General features: G+C 52.8%; 20 protein-coding genes. 4 read left to right on the top strand and 16 right to left on the bottom strand.

What is annotated here, in order from left to right; all coding sequences use genetic code 11:
- Positions 1–110 precede the first annotated feature (110 nt).
- Positions 111–866 carry a histidine utilization repressor gene (gene hutC / locus JGC47_RS06220; protein WP_013035956.1) on the top strand — a complete coding sequence of 252 codons (756 nt, stop codon included), beginning with the start codon at positions 111–113 and terminating at the stop codon, positions 864–866.
- Here hutC and JGC47_RS06225 read toward each other — a convergent pair.
- A complete protein-coding gene (locus tag JGC47_RS06225) occupies positions 825–1,415 on the bottom strand; it encodes a HutD/Ves family protein (protein ID WP_004156795.1) in 591 nt (196 codons plus the stop codon). The genes hutC and JGC47_RS06225 overlap by 42 nt on opposite strands.
- Positions 1,412–2,767, bottom strand: coding sequence for a formimidoylglutamate deiminase (locus tag JGC47_RS06230; protein WP_004156796.1), 1,356 nt, complete (start codon positions 2,765–2,767; stop codon positions 1,412–1,414). Before JGC47_RS06230 ends, JGC47_RS06225 begins: the two co-directional genes overlap by 4 nt.
- 81 nt (positions 2,768–2,848) lie before the next feature.
- Between JGC47_RS06230 and hutI the strand changes: the two genes are divergently transcribed.
- Positions 2,849–4,066 (top strand): imidazolonepropionase, encoded by a 1,218-nt coding sequence (hutI, locus tag JGC47_RS06235; protein ID WP_004156798.1) that lies wholly within the window; start codon positions 2,849–2,851, stop codon positions 4,064–4,066.
- Positions 4,063–4,851, top strand: a complete 789-nt coding sequence (hutG, locus tag JGC47_RS06240) for an N-formylglutamate deformylase (RefSeq protein ID WP_004156799.1) — start codon at positions 4,063–4,065, stop codon at positions 4,849–4,851. The genes hutI and hutG overlap by 4 nt, the downstream gene beginning before the upstream one ends.
- 47 nt (positions 4,852–4,898) lie before the next feature.
- Here the strand turns inward: hutG and JGC47_RS06245 are convergent, their stop codons facing one another.
- From JGC47_RS06245 to xyeA, 6 genes are all read right to left on the bottom strand, one after another.
- Positions 4,899–5,420 carry a 5' nucleotidase, NT5C type gene (locus tag JGC47_RS06245; protein WP_004156800.1) on the bottom strand — a complete coding sequence of 174 codons (522 nt, stop codon included), beginning with the start codon at positions 5,418–5,420 and terminating at the stop codon, positions 4,899–4,901.
- Positions 5,421–5,518: 98 nt separating this feature from the next.
- Positions 5,519–6,145, bottom strand: coding sequence for a flavin reductase family protein (locus tag JGC47_RS06250; protein WP_004156801.1), 627 nt, complete (start codon positions 6,143–6,145; stop codon positions 5,519–5,521).
- Between the two features lie 253 nt (positions 6,146–6,398).
- Entirely contained in the window at positions 6,399–7,298 is a 900-nt protein-coding gene (locus JGC47_RS06255; protein WP_004156803.1) for a pepsin/retropepsin-like aspartic protease family protein, read from the bottom strand.
- Positions 7,299–7,310: 12 nt separating this feature from the next.
- The gene (locus JGC47_RS06260; protein ID WP_004156804.1) at positions 7,311–7,697 is read right to left on the bottom strand and encodes a hypothetical protein; all 387 of its coding nucleotides are present in this window, start codon (positions 7,695–7,697) and stop codon (positions 7,311–7,313) included.
- Positions 7,698–7,984: 287 nt separating this feature from the next.
- On the bottom strand, positions 7,985–8,488 hold the full coding sequence (locus JGC47_RS06265) for a radical SAM protein (protein WP_004156805.1): 504 nt from the start codon (positions 8,486–8,488) through the stop codon (positions 7,985–7,987).
- Between the two features lie 59 nt (positions 8,489–8,547).
- A complete protein-coding gene (xyeA, locus tag JGC47_RS17565; RefSeq protein WP_229023880.1) occupies positions 8,548–8,637 on the bottom strand; it encodes a XyeA family cyclophane-containing RiPP triceptide in 90 nt (29 codons plus the stop codon).
- Between the two features lie 383 nt (positions 8,638–9,020).
- On the opposite strand from xyeA, the gene rlmF reads away from it, so the two are divergent.
- A complete protein-coding gene (gene rlmF / locus JGC47_RS06275; protein ID WP_013035959.1) occupies positions 9,021–9,950 on the top strand; it encodes a 23S rRNA (adenine(1618)-N(6))-methyltransferase RlmF in 930 nt (309 codons plus the stop codon).
- A 5-nt stretch (positions 9,951–9,955) separates the two neighbouring features.
- Here the strand turns inward: rlmF and ybiO are convergent, their stop codons facing one another.
- The 8 genes from ybiO to rhtA form a co-directional block, all read right to left on the bottom strand.
- Positions 9,956–12,223, bottom strand: coding sequence for a mechanosensitive channel protein (gene ybiO, locus JGC47_RS06280; protein ID WP_004161984.1), 2,268 nt, complete (start codon positions 12,221–12,223; stop codon positions 9,956–9,958).
- A gap of 441 nt (positions 12,224–12,664) precedes the next feature.
- Positions 12,665–13,411: a hypothetical protein gene (locus tag JGC47_RS06285; protein WP_241097898.1), complete on the bottom strand. Its 747-nt coding sequence runs from the start codon at positions 13,409–13,411 to the stop codon at positions 12,665–12,667.
- A gap of 381 nt (positions 13,412–13,792) precedes the next feature.
- On the bottom strand, positions 13,793–14,515 hold the full coding sequence (glnQ, locus tag JGC47_RS06290; protein ID WP_004156814.1) for a glutamine ABC transporter ATP-binding protein GlnQ: 723 nt from the start codon (positions 14,513–14,515) through the stop codon (positions 13,793–13,795).
- Positions 14,512–15,171 (bottom strand): glutamine ABC transporter permease GlnP, encoded by a 660-nt coding sequence (glnP, locus tag JGC47_RS06295; RefSeq protein ID WP_004156815.1) that lies wholly within the window; start codon positions 15,169–15,171, stop codon positions 14,512–14,514. The genes glnQ and glnP overlap by 4 nt, the downstream gene beginning before the upstream one ends.
- 105 nt (positions 15,172–15,276) lie before the next feature.
- Positions 15,277–16,023: a glutamine ABC transporter substrate-binding protein GlnH gene (glnH, locus tag JGC47_RS06300; RefSeq protein ID WP_024015206.1), complete on the bottom strand. Its 747-nt coding sequence runs from the start codon at positions 16,021–16,023 to the stop codon at positions 15,277–15,279.
- A gap of 290 nt (positions 16,024–16,313) precedes the next feature.
- Entirely contained in the window at positions 16,314–16,577 is a 264-nt protein-coding gene (locus tag JGC47_RS06305; protein ID WP_004156817.1) for a DksA/TraR family C4-type zinc finger protein, read from the bottom strand.
- A 77-nt stretch (positions 16,578–16,654) separates the two neighbouring features.
- Positions 16,655–17,158 carry a DNA starvation/stationary phase protection protein Dps gene (gene dps, locus JGC47_RS06310; RefSeq protein WP_033477087.1) on the bottom strand — a complete coding sequence of 168 codons (504 nt, stop codon included), beginning with the start codon at positions 17,156–17,158 and terminating at the stop codon, positions 16,655–16,657.
- Between the two features lie 361 nt (positions 17,159–17,519).
- Positions 17,520–18,416, bottom strand: a complete 897-nt coding sequence (gene rhtA, locus JGC47_RS06315) for a threonine/homoserine exporter RhtA (RefSeq protein ID WP_004161989.1) — start codon at positions 18,414–18,416, stop codon at positions 17,520–17,522.
- Positions 18,417–18,600: the final 184 nt, after the last annotated feature.

Genomic DNA, 18,600 nt, shown 5'->3' on the forward strand with positions numbered 1-18,600 from the left:
AGGCTGCACCCGACGGGTTCGTCGTGCTACTTAAGGGGGTAACCCACATGTCTATACATAGCGGATTTAAGCCAGTAAACTGCGGCTATTACGACAACAAGGAATTCGTTATGGTTCGCCAGACCGCCATTTCTCAACTTTCAGCAGCGATGAGCGACCGACCTGCTCCGATTTATCAACGTGTCAAACAGGCCATCGTCAGCCAGATTAGCGAAGGGGTATGGCAGCCCAATCAACGCGTACCGTCAGAAAGCGAGCTGGTGAATGAGCTTGGCGTCAGCCGCATGACCATTAATCGTGCGCTTCGCGAACTGACCAGTGAAGGCTACCTGATGCGCATGCAGGGGGTAGGCACCTTTGTCGCGCAGATGAAGGGCTACACCGCAATGCTGGAAGTGCATAATATAGCCGAAGAAATAGCCGATCGCGGTCACCGTCACAGCTGTAAAATATTAACGCTGGGGGAAAGTCAAGCCAACCCGGAACAGGCAGCCATGCTGGGCTTAAGCAGCGGGCAACCGGTATTTCACTCGCTGATGGTGCATTTTGAAAACGAACTGCCGGTTCAGCTGGAAGACCGTCTCGTTAATCCGCTCATGGCACCCGATTACCTGCAACAGGATTACCACAATTTTACGCCCTATACCTATCTGATGCAGGTGGCACCGCTGACGGCAGGCGAACATATTGTTGAAGCCGTTCTGCCGGACGCCAGTCAGTGCCAGCATCTGGCAATCCGGGCGCAGGATCCCTGCCTGTTGATCCGTCGCCAGACCTGGAGCGACGGCAAAATTGTTACCTACGCCCGCCTGCTCTATCCCGGTTCACGCTATCAGCTGCTGGGGCGTTTTAAAGGCCACGGCTGATGTTGGCTGTGGCACGATCCTGGCCCATAGCAGCTGCGCATTCCCGGACTCAGGCACAAAGGTTTTAGCGCCAGATTGCCACCACGCCCCCTGACCTGTTGACAGTCGGGTCTCCCCGTGCTGCCAGCATCCTGAAATAACATAGACCACGCCGCAGTGCGATGCCGCTGCAGTCAGACTTTGAGTGCTGATGCCCGACCGCGCGCAGAAGCGGTCGCGCCGCGTCATGATATTGAAATCACTGCTGCTGACAGCGGTAATACGCGCCGTGATAATCACTTCACCCGCAAAGGCAAAAGGCTGATTCAGCACCAATTTTTGACAGATCCGATCCTGGCGGTAAAGCGTTACCCCGCCGTTTAGCAGAGTAATAATGCGATCCACGCCCGGAAATAGCGAAAAATCGCTATCGGCGGCGATGGTGGCAATACTGATACGCCAGTCAAAATCCTTCACGTCAGGGGGAAAACTGATGATTTCCCGCGTGTCACCGCCGCCGTTACGCCAGCGGCTGACCGGCAAAGTCCGGCTGTCATACCAATGGATCATTGCAGCGCCTGCAATGCGTTGCGCAGGTCGGCGTCAATCTGCGCCTGGCCTGCATGCTGTCCGGCGCTGATACGCTGTTGCCCGGCGACAAACACATCCTGAATCTGCGCGCGATTGCCGGCGAACAGCCAGCGGTTGAGCAGGGCGCCGTCGGCGGTGCTGGCGAGCAGGGCGTCGTTGTTCAATACCAGCCAGTCGGCACGATAGCCGGGTTGCAGGCTACCGATCCTGACTCCGCACGCTTCAGCGCCCCCGGCCAGCGCCTGTTTGAACAGGACATCGCCGACCGCAGACTGCTGTAATGTGACAATGCGGTTACGGCGGCGGTCGCGCAGGCGTTGCGCATATTCCAGCCAGCGTAACTCCTCCACCACGTCCAGCGACACGTTACTGTCGGATCCAATGCCCCAGCGTCCACCCAGAGCAATATAATCACCGGCGGGGAAAATACCGTCGCCGAGATTGGCTTCGGTGGTCGGACACAGGCCGACAACGGCCCGGCTGGCGGCCAGACGGCTGATTTCCTGCTGGCTAAGGTGGGTTGCGTGGATCAGGCACCAGCGCGCATCCACCGTGAAGCGGTCGAGCAGCCAGCTGACGGGGCGTTCGCCGCTCCATGCGATGCAGTCGCTGACCTCTTTTTCCTGTTCGGCGATGTGAATATGCACCGGCAGATGTTGAGGGCTGCTTGCCAGCACCTCATGTATTTGCTGTTCATCGACCGCGCGCAGTGAATGAAAACACAGCCCCTGATTGTGTAGCGGCCTGGCCTTAATCATCTGTTGCAGCCGCAGCTGCTGCGCCAGATAACCTTGCGCATCCTGGATAAAGCGTTTCTGTCCCGCCCGGGCGGGCTGGCTGCCGAAACCGGCATAGCTATACAAAACCGGCAGCAGCGTCTGGCCGATGCCGCTGCGTTCGGCGGCGCTTATCAGCTGCTGCAGCATCGCATCATCGGGATAAGGTTGCCCGTCGGGCTGGTGGTGCAGATAGTGGAATTCCGCCACCTGGGTATAACCGCCTTTCAGCATATCGACGTACAGATGAGCGGCGATAGCCCCGACCTGCTGCGGGGTCAGGCGCTGTACCATGCGGTACATCAGTTCACGCCAGCTCCAGAAACTGTCCTGAGGATTGCCGGCCACTTCGGCCAGCCCGGCCATTGCGCGCTGGAAGGCATGGCAGTGCAGGTTTGCCATCGCCGGCAGCACGCAGCCATTAAGACGCTGTGCGCCCTGTGGCTGACAGTTGGCGCGGGTCGTCCTGATGAAACCCTGGTCATCGACGTCGATCAGGACATTATGTTGCCAGCCATCGGCCATCAGTGCGCGTGGCGCAAAAAAGCGAGTCATGGTTGCTTCCTGTGCAATGAGGTTGTATATACATATACATACTTATGAATCAACAGTAAAGTGCACAACGTGGGAGAACGGATGAACCAGCAACTTAGCTGTGAGCATTTATGGTTCGGGGCAGATATTGTCACCATGCAGGGCGGGCGCTACGGCATCATTGAGCAGGGTGCGATAGCGGTGAGCGGCGAACAGATTGTCTGGGTAGGGCCTTACGCGCAGTCGGCGCATATTCAGGCGCGAAAGCGCACCGATTTTGGCGGGGGGATAGTGACGCCCGGGCTGGTGGACTGCCATACGCATCTGGTGTTTGGCGGCGACCGCAGTGATGAATTTGAACAGCGCCTTAACGGCGTCAGCTACAGCGAGATTGCCGCGCAGGGCGGGGGGATCCTCGCCACGGTGCGCGCCACGCGCAGCGCCACGCAGAGCGAGCTGGTGGAGGGTGCCCGACAGCGCTTACATCATCTGCTGGCGGAGGGGGTGACTACCGTTGAGATCAAATCTGGCTACGGGCTGGAGGTTGCCAGCGAACTGCGCATGTTACAGGCCATCCGCCAACTGGCGCAGCAGGTTCCCGTGCAGATTCAGGCCACCTGTCTGGCCGCACATGCGATCCCGCCGGAGTACCAGCATGACCCGGAAGGATGGGTTGATGTGATTTGTGACCAGCTGCTGCCTCAGGTAGCGGCTGAAGGGCTGGCGGACGCGGTGGATGCCTTTTGCGAACATCTGGCTTTCTCGCCCGATCAGGTGCGGCGGGTGTTTAGCGCCGCCAGGGCGCTGGGTTTTGCCTTGAAACTGCATGCGGAGCAGCTCTCGTCCCTTGGCGGCTGTACGCTGGCGGCTGAATTTGACGCGCTGTCTGCCGATCATGTTGAGTACGCCACGCAAAGTGATGTCGCGGCGATGGCGCAGCATGGCACGGTGGCGGTGCTGCTGCCCGGCGCTTTCTATCTGCTGCGTGAAAAACAGCGCCCCCCGGTGGCGCTGTTTCGCCGTTATCAGGTGCCGATGGCGCTGGCCAGCGATGCCAATCCCGGCACGTCACCCGCGCTGTCGCTGCGTCTGATGATGAATATGGGCTGTACGTTGTTTGGCATGACGCCGGAAGAGGCGCTGGCCGGCGTGACCTTGCACGCCGCGCGGGCGCTGGGGTTGGCACAGCGCATCGGCTCGCTGGAAAGCGGTAAATTGGCCGATTTTGTCCACTGGCCGCTGACACGCCCGGCCGAACTGGTTTACTGGCTTGGCGGGCAGCTGCCCTGCCGGGCGATTTTCCGAGGAGAAGAACGATGAACGCTTATCAATTCCGTGCCGGAACGCTGCCGCTGCTACTCAGTATTCCGCATGCGGGTACCCGGCTCACGCCGGAGGTTGAAGCCGGGCTCAGTGATGAAGCGCAAAGTCTGCCGGATACCGACTGGTATATTCCCGCGCTGTACGATTTTGCCGGTGAGATGGGGGTAAGCGTGCTGTCAGCGAATTACTCGCGATTGGTCATTGACCTTAATCGCCCACCGGACAATCAGGCGCTGTATACCACCGCAACCACCGGACTCTATCCGGAAACGCTGTTTGACGGTACGCCAACCTTTAAGCCGGGGATGACGCCGGGCCAGCCGCCGCGTAACGCCTGGTTACAGCAGATCTGGCAACCGTATCACGACAAAATTCAGCATGAGCTGGCGCAGATCAAACGGCGTTTTGGCTATGCGCTGCTGTTTGACGCCCACTCTATTGCCTCGCGGGTGCCGCGCCTGTTTAAGGGCAGGCTGCCGGATATCAATCTGGGTACCAATGACGGTGCCAGCTGTACACCCGCGCTGGCGCAGCGGCTGACGCAATGCTGTGAGGCGCAGTCAGGGTTCAGTTGGGTACTGAACGGGCGCTTTAAGGGAGGATATATTACCCGCGCCTACGGTAAGCCGGAGGAGAACCAGCATGCGTTACAGCTTGAGCTGGCGCAGTGTAATTATATGGATGAGTCCGCGCCTTTTGCCTGGCGTGCTGATAAAGCGCAGCGCGTGCAGCCGTTGCTTAAACAGTTGATCGAGACGATGTTGCAGCATCATAGCCGCTAACCGTTGCGCACCAGGCGCGAGGTTTCGCGCCCCTCTTCACCAGCTGATTACAGCAGCAGGGTTGCAATATCCTGCCAGTTTTCTGCCCGGCGGTAGCCGGTCACCTTGCGGTTATGCGGCGCGGAATAGAGAATGCCTTCGCCACCGAAGTTGGCAAAATTAATCGCATTATCATCGATCATATAGTCAGCTTTGATAATGCTTTTATCGCCGCAGAAGACAATATTGCTATGTGGGATCGCCGGGAAGTGGGCGTTCAGCCAGCGGAATTTGGCATTAAACGAACTCGGCATCAGCATCGCCGCAGTGGTGATAAAAATCTCGTAATGCTCACTGAGCCTGGCGATAACCTGCTGGCTGTCGGCAATCACTGCCAGATCGTCAAAGAAGGTTGGATGATCTACCAAGGCAAACAGCTCGGCCAGCTGTTGTGGGGAGTCCCGGTGCAGGTCAAACAGGTTAAGTTCTTCCGCGCTGAGCTGCCGGGTAAAATGGTTGTTCCAGGTGGCTAAAATCTTGGGATGGAAGTCGGCAATGACTTCATCCATATCGATGGCAATACGTTTCATAATCACTCCATGATAAACGGTGCAAAAGTGCCGCTATCATAACAAATAAATGCTGAAAAACGGCAGCGCCGCCGTCATTTTGCCCACTCTGTCCGCCGCTAACGGGCATCCGGTCGCGTCAAATCGAATCTGTGTGCTTCACTGATGGTGTAGTAAGCGCTGGGTCCGCCTGCACGAAGAATGGGCTCCGCTTTCGCCGTCTGATAAATACCGTCTTCCAGCAGGGCTTCATCAATATGAATAAGCACCACTTCGCCCAGAACCAGCCAGCCCGGAATGGCCTCGCCGTCGGCGCTTTGCAGCTGGATGCACTGCGTAAGGCGGCACTCAAAATTCACCGGGCTTTCCGCCACCATGCTGACGCCGACCAGGCTGGCAGGTTCGGCGCCCAGTCCGGCAAAGGCAAATTCGTCCTCGCCGTGGGGCAGAGAAGCAGAGCTTTCATTCATCGGCACCGCCAGTGAGCGGGTGGCAAGGTTCCAGACAAACTCACCGGTTTCCACAATATTTTGCACGCTGTCTTTCCAGCCGCTGCTGGCAAAGCCAATAATCGGCGGATCGTAGTTGAAGCAGTTAAAAAAACTGTAAGGTGCCAGGTTACGCTGACCGCTGGCATTTTGTGAGCTGATCCAGCCGACAGGACGTGGGCCAATTATCGCGTTCAGCGGATTGTGCGGCAGGCCGTGACCCTGTTTCGGTTGATAAGAGTAACGTTGATGCGCCATAAATCTTTCCTTTTAAGTGATGGTCTTAGCATAGATAATTTCCTGAACAACGGCATCAGCGTTATGTAATAAAATTTTTTCCTTCAGGTTATAAACCCTGTCGGCGACGGCGATCATCTCTGGCCGATGAGCCATACAAGGAGAGCAAAAGCGAAAAAGACCAACGGTAAGGCTTGAGGGAATGTGAAGACGAGAAGGGCCTAACCACCCCTCACGTTTGTGTTGCAAAGCCTCGACCCGAAAGACAGAGTTTTTATCCTTTTTGACGGGCATCAGAGATGAAAACCTTGCTGTTTTTAAAATCTATAAGTATTTTCCTTCCTCTCAGGAAGCTGTTTCCGATAAGACCATCAATGCTGCCCATATGTTTAAAGTCGCCAGCGACAATAACCGCCGCAAAGGGCTGTGCATCTCCGTTCCCTGATTTAATCATGAGCATAGTGGCCTCGCATCCTTTATTATCCATTTCAGGATCGACCAGCAGGCAGCTCACAATTTCATGTTTTTTTAGTCTTTCTCTCCAGATCATAGATGTAGTGGCACCGGTATCAAATATCAGGTTGTATTTATATCCGGACTGTTCGACATTAAAAACTATACCATCAGCAGACATCCGGAAAGAAATTTCTTTGAATCCTCCTTTCATCAAAGATGCGTCATTGATATTTTCTGCAATGGTCAATGAATTGGATATGTAGTCCAGTAATATCTGTTTATCTTTGAATGCACCAATGCCGACGACGGGGCTTTCTGGCAGTTTACCTTTGCCGGATATGACCAGACCCCATTTTTTAAATGGCGTGATTGTGATGTTTTTTAATTCAAGCCCATTCATGTCGAGAGAGTCAGCAAGATATTCTATGTTCTGCTGAATTTTACCTGCTGCATCAGTACTACGGTACATGTGCTCTTTTTTTATCCCCTTTATTTTTTTAAGCTGCGATTCATGCAGATGAAAACCGAAAGAAGAGCCTGTATCAAGCATTGCATATACCGGCTGACCATCGATTACAAACGTTGCATGGGGAGTGGAGTAGTTGTCAAAGCTCAGTTTTAATATAACAGGCGTTTTCATATTGGCAGAGGTATAAATTGAAAAAAGGGTGAGGGCGATATATGAAATATTGAGCAGCCAGAGATTTATTCCTTTCATCATTCGCTCCCGTTACCCCTGAATAATGGCCATTATCGTTCTCTCATCGATGCCGGTTGCCATCAGATGGGATGCGCCACGACTAAGGAAAATTCTCATTGATGAACAGAATACTGTTTTATTATTAAATCGGTTTGCCTGTGAAAAGCGATTGACCAAACGCCCTCCGTGGCAGACATTATTCCATACGCAGTCTTTACACCCCTCAGGCAGTGTATTACTCAATGAAAGATATTCTTCGACAGCAGTATTTTTAAGTACCCCTGTGAGCGAGAGATCCCTGACGTGTCCAACCGGATTAAATATTTCATCAGATGTCGAACGCAGTGTGTCATTAATACGAAGCAATCCATCAGCCGTCACCGTAAAGGCACAGGCAGATTCAACATTTTCACTCATACCGCTAACCCGGCTAAATTGCTTATCAAGCAGCGTACCCGGGTCGGTGTTAAAGATCCTGACGAAAAGTTCAGGTCTTCCATCAGCAAACCAGGCATCAAGCGCCTCATTGAGAAATCGTCCAATGCCCTCGCTATCAGTGATATCATCGTGATGATCGTCCGGGATGAGGAAATCGAAGCGTTGACGTTTGAGAACGTCTGCGAATTGGTGATAAATATCTGCCCCATTCGCTTTGGTATTTCCACAGAGAGAATTCCGGGCTCTGCGGAAAGGCGGCCCTGCTGCTACGCATTCTGCAGCAGACGCAGCCCGTTAATGGTTCCCTTATATGTGCTTTCCCCAGTTCTGTCTGGCCGGTGCCGATTGTTTCTATGCCTTAGGCCATCGACCGGTATGCTGGCCTGCACCTTGTATTTTTCGAACAGAGTAATCCATTCTTCATCAACTAAAATGCCATGAGTTTGCAGTGCTAACTCAATTCGTGAATTACCATAGTCACCCTGTAGAAGAATATGACACATTTGGTCGAAACGATCTTTTTTCATCATCAACGGTTTACCACCGTGGAAATCTACCTGAATAACCTCGATCTCATTTTCTGCAGTTGAGCGTTCAAAGAATCCCCTGAGAGCAATGACGTTATTAAGAGATATCGTAGGATGACTATCGGCAGCCAGTGTGTTTCCCATATTAAAGACATAACAGTAGGTACAGCTAATATTGCATCGTTCACTGACCTTTAAAATTATTTCAAGATGCTTAATCTTCTCGCCCTTTATTAACGTCATGAGCATCCCTCCCTGGGGTAAAGGGGGGATCAGAAGAATATCCCCCCTTGCAGTCTCAATTAAATACGCTTAGTCCAGTTGGCAAAAGCATTTACCCAACCGCCAGAAACAGTATCCAGCAGGCTGTCAACAAACACTTTGCGTTGCATTTTCCTGACGTCTGCATTAACCAGTTGGGCTTTATTTGAGGTGATTTCACGCTGTCATTTACTCACGAAAGTCCCTTGTAGATGAGAGCCGGTACAACAAATTGCATCTGCATTAAATAGGTACAGCAAAACTTTCAGTAGCGGTTAGCATATAAGAACAAAAATACATCACCTGTCACAGGGATGACCATGCATCGGGCAATCAGGGCAGTTCGGGCAATGACAAATGTGTTTCTTTTATCAGTCCCTGATGGGGGATAGCGATGAAGGGTAGGGACGCGCCATGGGGCATCTGAGCAACCTGAGGCGGAAAAATGTCGCCAGTGGTTTACCATTATGATCACAGCAGGTATCTTACGCGCCTGCCGATAAGAGAGTCATTGATGAAAACCGCTGCCGAAAAAACCGTGCTTCACCCGCGTAACCGCCATCGCGGCCGCTATGATTTTGCTGCGCTGATTGCCAGCCATCCGCCGCTGGCGCCGTTTGTTGCGGTGAATAACTGGGGCAGCGAGTCAATAGATTTTGCTAATCCCAACGCGGTAAAGGCGCTGAACCAGGCGCTTTTGCACCATTTTTATCAGATAGCCCACTGGGATATCCCTGAAGGATCCCTCTGCCCGCCGGTTCCGGGGCGCGCTGACTATATCCACCATCTCGCCGATCTGCTGGCGGAAGATAACCGCCGCGTGGTGCCGCGTGAGATCAACGTGCTGGATGTTGGCTGCGGTGCGAATCTGATCTATCCGCTGATCGGTCATAGCGAATACCAGTGGCGCTTTACCGGCAGCGAGGTTAACCAACGGGCGATGGCCGCAGCCAACGCCATTATCGCCGCTAACCCGGGGTTGAATCGTGCTATTCGCCTGCGTCGCCAGAAAGACAGCCAGGCGATATTTAGCGGCGTGATCCACAAAAACGAGCTGTACCAGGCCACGCTCTGCAATCCGCCTTTCCATGCATCGGCCGCCGATGCGCATCAGGGCAGCCAGCGCAAGCTGCGCAATCTCGGTCTTGATCGCCACTCGCCGCTGAACTTCGGTGGACAGCAGGATGAACTGTGGTGCGAGGGCGGCGAATTAGCCTTTATCCGTCGCATGATTGACGAGAGCGTCAGTTTTGGCCGCCAGTGCGTATGGTTCACCTCGCTGGTTTCGCGCAAGGAGAACCTGCCTGAACTTTGGCGCGCGCTCGAAGAGGCCGGCGTGGCAGCAGTGCGCACCATCGATATGGCACAGGGGCAGAAGCAAAGCCGCTTTATTGCCTGGAGCTTTATGGAACAGCCTCAGCGCGCTCGCCTGCTGGCCAGGTAAGCGCATCAATTTGGCGATCCCAGGGCGGCAAAGCTGGCCGCGCCGTCAATATCCGTGCCGCTCTGCATCACCTGCACCGTCTGCAGCGGGGCTTTAATCCCCGCTGCATCAAAGTGTTTTTTCACCATCCCATCCAGGGCAAAACGCACCGTCCACTGCTTCAGCGGCTGGGTGGTAAAGGAGACGCGTACGGTAAACGACTGATTGGTCAAGCCCACCAACCCGGCAAAGGCCGGTTCACCGATCACCATCGCGCGGATGCTGTTGTCCTCCAGCAGTTCTTTTACCGCCGCCTGCAGGGTGGCATTGACCCGCTCAGTATCTTCACGCCTGTCGACATCATAATTGGCAACAAATGAGCCGATGCCGCGCACAAAGTTTGCAAAAGTGCTGATCGAGGACCAGGGAATAATGTGGTAAGCCCCGGTATCCTGCCTGACGCCAACCGAACGGATCGACATTCTTTCCACCGTTCCGGTTATCGGACCGATGGTCACCAGATCGCCGGTGTTCATGCCGTTTTCAAACTGAATAAATATTCCGGTGATAATATCTTTCACCAGGGTTTGTGAACCGAATGAGACCGCCAGCCCCAGTGCGCCGGCGCCTGCCAGCAGCGGAGCGATATTAACGCCTATTTCGGAGAGCAGGATCATAATAGTAATGCTGCTGATAATTACCGCCAGGGCGTTACGGAACAGCGTCAGCAGCGTGCGCGTACGGGCGCTTGGCATCGGTCGTCCGTGCGAGTCAGAGGCCAGACGGCTCTCAATCAGGCTGGCGAGTAGGGTCCAGCCGACGGCGGAAAAGAACAGGATCGCCACAATGCGGATCAGCATATCCACCATCTTCTCGCCCGCTCCCTCCGTCAGCCAGTGCCACAGGTCGAACAGATGCCAGGCATTCAGCAGCAGCAGGGTGACGGCAAAGACGGTCAGCACGCGCGCCAGCTTCAGTAGCGCCGAAACCCAGCCGTTAACACGGCTTTGCAGTTCGGGGTAGCTGCTGCGCAGTTCAGGGGAAAGCACAATGGTTTTGTGGATCCAGCGCGTCAGTACGCCGGAAATCAGCGCGCCGCTGCCGATGATCGCCAGAGAAAGTACGCTGGCCGCCATCATGAATTTCAGGCTGTTACCGGGGTTAAATATTGAGAACAGGAACAGCGTCACGAAGTAGGCGCTGGCCAGCCAGTGCCACACCAGCGCAAATGCACGGATAAATAACGCGAAAAACGACATGGATCGATCGGCCAGCCGGGTCAGCTCCTGATGAATATGTTGCCTGTTGTGGAAAATCAGATACAGCGCCCAGAGCGTGACCAGTACCATGATCGCCATATTTACCAGTGCTGCGACCTGCACGTTTATCTGATTAGATACAATCGGCACAATCACCAGCAGACCGTAACCAATCAATCCGCTTAACCAGCTTAAGCGCAAATTCCAGTAGGCGGCACGCGCATCGGAGAGATGGAAAAAGCGCAGCTGTGGATAACGCGGGCAGAACATCATCCGCAGGATGCTCTTAAAGAACTCAATCAGGGCAAAGGCGTTAAGCAACAGGCCCTGCTGATAGGCGATGGTGCGGCTGCCGGCGTTCATATTGTCGCTAAGCATCTGGCCAACAAACAGCGCCAGCGCCAGCAGCAGCAGATCGAGCATAAAGGCACCCACAATCATGCCCGGCAGATGCAGCCAGCTGCGGCGATCCTGATTTTTCTCACGGCCCCAGGCCCCCATCCGGCGATATAGCGGCGACACCGCCCAGCGTAACAGCCAGTAGAAGGCATACAGCGCGCCCGTCAGCATAGCGAAATGGCGCAGCGCGTTGATAAACGTCTGCTGATTAAACGGTTTATGTGGGGCATCGGCAATACGCTGATGCAGAGTCTGCAGGCGGGCGGCGAACTGCCCGCCGAAATGGCGGCTGACGTCGGTAACGCTTTGTAAAACGGTTTTGTCTTCATCTTCAGCGGGCGGCGTCAGTAGCGGCTCGTTTGAGGACGCTGGCGTAGCGGCCGCCGCGCGCAGCTGCTCGACCAGCTCTTTGCGCGAGCTGTCATTGTCGAGAATATTGGCGAGGGCGTTCCAGGCGGCTTTTTTCTCCGCAAGATCTGGTTGCTGCCGGGCAGAGGGCGCTGGTTGCGTCTGTGAGGCGCCGACCATTGCGGCAGGCAGGCTCACAGCCGGTGCAGCAGTGAGTGTTGCAGTTGTAAACAGCAGGAAAATCAGTCCTTGCAGCAGATAGCGTAACTGTGGTGTTAACCCCGGCATTGTTTTCTCCGATGACGATGCTGATAGCAGCAATTAATGGCAAGTATAGTCAGCGGATCTGGTCAGAGTTAACGTTTGGCAATCGAAGCATCGGCGGGCAGGTCACTGAAAATAGACTGTGCGGTGAGCGGATGAAGGTTTCAGTATTATTCCGCTGGTGCGCAGTTAAGCAACATTGCCGGGTTATTTATGTCTAATCCTGATTTCGTGGCTGGAGCAACCCCTGTTGCGTTAATTTGCGCACTACGCGTTGAGTCATTTCCAGATGAGGACCCGGGTCGTCTTTCGCTAACGCTTTCAAATTTTCCAATAATGCAAGTAACTTCTTATCGCCGCTACAGTGCCTTTTTATGACATTGCTGATGGTTTTTCCCTTGTTGGTGTGTATGTTGTAGAAGCTGTAGGGGGGGGCAGCTCTTTTTTTCAGAACAGAATCCAGATTTAAAAAATGCTGTTGATTGTCTGAATCCAGATGTCTCTTTTTAGAAGATTTATGCCTTCCAGAAGGTCATTTTTATCAGCATGAATAACTATTTTTTGCGCCGTCCCCTTGACTATGTTCGAAGCTCTCATTGCCGTGGAGACCGATCTTTTACAGACTTTAATATCAGAACTTACCATATAATCATAAATGAGTTCGTATAAACGTTCGTCGAATGCTGCCTCTCTTAAAAAAGAATTTATTTCTATATTATCGTAGGGCGGAGAAACTTTTGTTATAAGATTTAAAAGTAACTGATAAAGTTTTTCGCTAAATGGATCCGATTTTAAGCGCTTACGCCTGGCTTGTATGCAAATGACAGAGATAATTGAGCGGACGTTACACATGTTGAGGCAGGAAAATAAATTAGGCAGTCTGAAATCTGCAACTTGATTGAGTTCATGCCATGCAAAATCATCAATTTTATCGCCCCCACGATTTTTCGCCAGAACCAGCAAATTAATAAACTTATTATTAATTTCGGCAGCAGTTAAAAACGAAGTGTAGGACTTGCTATCTAATAATTTTCTAGCAAAGCAGTATTTCAATCCTGTTAATAGTTCTTCTCTGTTGTCAAAGTTATCATAAAATATTTTTTCGATAATCTCAACAGGAAAGAATTCAGACATTGATAAGGATAATTCACTGAGAGTATTTTCACAATTATTCTTAACCTGACTGCGATAAGCGTTATTGCTGTTATTCACCTTGTTCAAGTGCCGTAAAAAGTTTTTTTTCTTATCCGGCAGCGCGCTTTTTAAATCGGCATTGCTGGCCTGCTGAAGTTGAACAGAGGTGACCTGATTAAATTGTCCCGGATTAATTTGACTGTTAGCTAAATGCAGGATGTTATCCCTCCTGTTAAGTGCTCCGGTAATATGGATTTTTTGATGAGCGTAAATACTTCGGGTATTTTAGAATTGAATTCGTCTGGATATTGCTTAACGGTGAGCCTGGAGGATGCAGAAACTTGGGATGTAGGCATATACAGCCATCTCTCCCTGGCTGATGACAATATATCTAAGCTGATAAATTAATCAGGCGGATTACCCGCAGCCGGACAGTCATCCGACTGCTGACAAAGTTTATTACGAAACGTGCTGCAAAAACTCCTGCAAACGTGCGCTGGGAGGGTTAGTGATTAATTCATCGGGGTTGCCGTCTTCGGCGATGCGGCCTTTATCAATAAAGATAAGCCTGGAAGCCACTTTCTGCGCGAAGCCGACTTCGTGGGTGACGATCACCATCGTCATGCCTTCTTCGGCCAGATCCTGCATCACTTTTAAAACTTCGTGACGCAGTTCCGGATCCAGCGCCGAGGTGGGCTCATCGAACAGCATCATTTTGGGTTTCACCGCCAGCGCACGGGCAATGGCGACGCGCTGCTGCTGCCCGCCGGACAGCTCGGAAGGGAAGTGACCGGCACGTTCAGCCAGGCCCACTTTGCCCAGCAATTCACGCGCCAGACGCTGCGCATCCTCTTTTTTTGCACCGCGTACGCGGATTGGGCCAAATGCCACGTTATCCAGCGCGCTCATTTGTGGAAACAGATGAAACTGCTGGAAAACCATCCCCGCTTCCTGGCGGATCAAACGGTCGTCAACCTTAGGATCGTTGACGTTTATGCCGTCGACAATCAGCTCGCCGCTGGTGATCTCTTCCAGCTTGTTGATGCAGCGCAGCAGGGTAGATTTGCCGGAACCTGACGGCCCGATAATCACCACCACTTCACCCTGGTTAATTTTCAAATCGATGTCGTGCAGCACCCGGGTTGCGCCAAAATGCTTGGAAACGTTTTTAAATTCAATCACAGGATTTTCATCCTTCTCTCCAGGCGACGCAGCACAAAGCTCAGCACCAGGGTAATAATCAGATAGATAACGGCAACGGCGCTCCAGATCTCCAGCGCGCGAAAGTTACCGGCAATAATTTCCTGCCCCTGACGGGTCAGTTCCGCCACGCCGATCACAATAAACAACGACGTGTCCTTGATGCTGACAATCCACTGGTTACCGAGCGGGGGCAGCATACGGCGCAGCGCCAGCGGCATGATGACATAGCGCAGCGTTTCACGGCTGGAAAGCCCCAGTGCCAGTCCCGCTTCACGGAAGCCACGGTTAATTGACAGTACCGCGCCACGGGTAATTTCGGCGATATAAGCGCCGGAGTTGATCATAATAGTGACCACCGCCGCGCTGAACGGGTCGATTCTGAGATCGGTGAACGCCATCGGCAGGGCGAAATAGATAAACATCACCTGCACCACAATCGGCGTGCCGCGGATTAGTTCAATAAATACCAGCGCGATGTTACGTGACAGCCAGCCACCGTAGGCGCGGGCGAAACCGGCAACCAGGCCGATTAACACTCCGCCAACCAGACCGAGGACAGAGATCAGCAGGGTCATCCTCGCGCCTTCCAGCAGGATGGGAATAGCAGGCCAGATAGCGCTCCAGTCAAACTGCATGTGTCGTATTCTCCGGGTTGAAAACCCTTTGTTGCTTAAGATTAAAAACGCCGGGGGTAGTACACGGCAATCCCCCCTGGCGTTAAGTTGCAAGCAGGGACGGTGTTATTCAGGTTCGCTGCCAAACCACTTTTTGTATAACGTATTATAGGTACCGTTATCACGCAGGGTTTTCAGCGCGCCGTTAACTTTTTCGCGCAGATCGTCGCTGCCTTTCGGGAAGGCAATACCGTATTGTTGAGCCTCAATGGAGTTGCCTACCGCTTTAAACTGCCCCTTTCCGGCAGTGTTAATGAAGTAAAGAATGTTTGGCGTGTCGTGCAGCACCGCATCGGCACGGTTGGTGCCCAGCTCCATATAAGCGTTGTCGATATTCGGGAACTGACGCAGGTCTTTGTATTTGATGTGCTGTTTGGCATAGTCAACGGAACCGGTACCGCTCTTAACCGCTACAACTTTACCGTTCAGGTCTTCTATCCCTTTTACGGCGTCGTTGTTGGCTTTCACCATCACCAGCAGGCCACTTTTGTAGTAACCGTCTGAAAATGCAATGGCTTTTTTACGTTCGTCGGTGATAGTAATACCGGCCAGCGCCAGATCGATGTTGCGTGTTTGCAAAGCAGGGATAATGCCGCTGAAGTCCATTGGCTTCAGGGTGTATTCCATGTTCAGCTGTTTGGCAATTGCATCCCACAGGTCAATGTCGAAGCCGACATATTGACCACCCTGTTTGAATTCGAAGGGCACAAAAGCGGTATCGGTAGCCACGACCAGTTTTTTTTCAGCAGCTGCGGAAGAGAAAGCAAATGCCAGCGCCAACGCGGCAATCGAAAACTTAAAAATTGACTTCATCATCTTATCCTTATTGCTGTTTTGGGAAAGGGCATAACCGATTAAATGCCCGCAGCCTAATGAAAGAATCGTGCCAGTTTGTAAACCTCGATCTAACACAGCAATCTGGTTGCACTTTTCGCGGTTAAAACGGCATGGCAATCCTCTTGCACTATTTTGGGGTGCTGTTGGGGGGCATGATAATCCTGATGGTGCATAAGCAATTTAGCTAATTTCAGGATGAAAACAACGCTGTCTTGAATGAAAATCTTGTTAATGCCAGCGGGCGCATATTTTGATCGCAAATATATTCAGCGCAGCTGACTGTCTTTGCTGCCACGGCGGTTGTACAGACTGGCTGCCTGGCGATCGTCGTGCAGGCGTTGGCATTGAATACAGTACCTGACTCCCGGCAGGGCTAAACGGCGGGCTTCAGGGATCGCTTCACCGCACTCTTCACATTCACTGGCGCTGACGCCGTGATGCAGGGCGCGACGCGCACGCAGTACGGCGTCATCAACGGTGGAATCAATCTGTTCCTGCACGGCATCATCTCGTGCCCAACCACTGGCCATAATTCCTCCAGGTAAAAAAAGCAGATGGCGCGGCCATCTGCTCCCGATCTGCTACGTCGACGGGGTACCAGACGGTACTACTCGATATTGGACTCGATGAACCACAGAAATTTGTCAAGGTCACGCGAGGCGGCGGTGAAGATATCTGCCGTGTCTTCGTCTTCAACTTCGCTGATAGCTTTGCGCATATCGTTAGCCACAACGCCATAGCGGTCAGCCAGCGCTTTCAGGTGATCCTGTACACTGTGAATGTTCAGGGGATAGCTCTTCAGCGGCGTTCTGTCACTCACCACCTGAGCTGTTCCCAGTGCGACTCCACCCAGCTGTACCACGCGCTCGGCGATGGTATCCTGATGATCGGTGATGGCAGTGCGGAAGCCGTCCAGCATTTCATGCACGCCGATAAAGTTGGCTCCGCGCATGTTCCAGTGAGCCTGTTTAGTGATCAGGGACAGATCGATCAGTTGAGTAACCAGACGATTAAGCACCTCGATGGTGGCTTTTTTCTCGTCTTCAGCCACATCGTTGCGGGTGTAAATCAGATCAGAAGATTTTGTTTTAACCAGTTTAGCGGTACTCATCATTTATATCCTCTTAATATTCGGGCTGTTCTGAATTGAATACGGACTTCAGTATAGCACCGATTTCGCCGTCTGCCGGAAAGGTCGCGCCTATCGATGGCATAGAGCGGTGGATTGGAAAATAGCTTAACCACGCCGATATCTGCTAATTTCCACCAAGGGTGTTTGATTTATTGACGTTTTAACATATTGCTTTTGAATACAATTTTATATTGCGTCTTTTATATTCAATTTGTGGAAAATATATTCAGCCTTTTCTGTGGGAATTAATCAGCCCCTGTTTGAGAGAAGCTATGCCATTATAAACCCCCTGCAACTGTATTGCCTGCAGGTAAAGTCGGTTCCCGCGGGCGGCAAAACGTTATTCTTCGGTTGAATTTATTGGGGTGATTTTAGGTTTTGCCGGTCGCATGGTCAAAGTAGACCCCGCTGAAGCAATGATAATGGCCAGCAGCGCCAGCCACTGTACAAGAGTTAGCACTTCACCAAGAAACAGCATGCCGGAAATTGCCGCCATGGCGGGTTCCAGGCTCATCAGCGTTCCAAAGGTACGTGCCGGCAGACGAGTCAGTGCCAGCATTTCCAGTGAGTAGGGCAGCGCGCTGGACAAGATAGCGATCGCTAACCCGACAGGCAGCAGAGACAGCGTCCAGATACCCGGATTGGCGAATACCAGCCCCAGCGGAACAAAGATCAGCGCGCCAATCACAGAGCCTGCCGCCACGGTTGCCGGACCATGCTGGCTGCCCGCTCGTTGTCCGGCCAGAATATAGACCGCCCAGCAGGCCCCGGCGGTCAATGCCAGCAGGGCACCCATCGGGTCAACGCTGGCCATATCGTGGTCAATCGGCAGCAGGAAGAACAATCCGGTCACGGCCAGCGCCACCCAGACAAAGTCCAGCGCACGGCGCGCACCGGCCAGAGCCAGCAGTAGCGGGCCGGTAAACTCCAGCGCCACCGCAATACCCAGCGGTACGGTGCGAATGGACAAATAAAACGCGTAGTTCATGCCGCCAAGCGCCAGCCCATAGATAACTAACGGTACCCTCTGCTGTCGGTTAAAGCGCAACTGCCAGGGCTTAAAGATGATGCAGAGGATCAAGGTTGCCAAGCCGAGTCGCAGGGCGATGATCCCTGTCGCACCGACCGTTGGGAACAGCGTTTTGGCCAACGCGGCTCCCCCCTGAATAGAGGTCATGGCGATAAGCAGCAACGCCACGGGACGCCAGATGGCATTTTTTACCTGTAAAGAAGACATCCTGTTTCCAGCCTTGATATCCGTTGTAAGAAAACCTGTCGCTTAGTGTAACGGATGCTGTCGGTAAACCGGGCATGTAGTAAAAAAAAGTCTGGCTAAGGGTAAAAGTGGCGGCGGTTGAGTAAAAATTTGCCAGTCAGTATTAAGAATTATCTCAATGAAGGTTTTTTTTTCGCTCTAAAAG

The organism is Erwinia amylovora (assembly GCF_017161565.1).
Taxonomy (GTDB): domain Bacteria; phylum Pseudomonadota; class Gammaproteobacteria; order Enterobacterales; family Enterobacteriaceae; genus Erwinia; species Erwinia amylovora.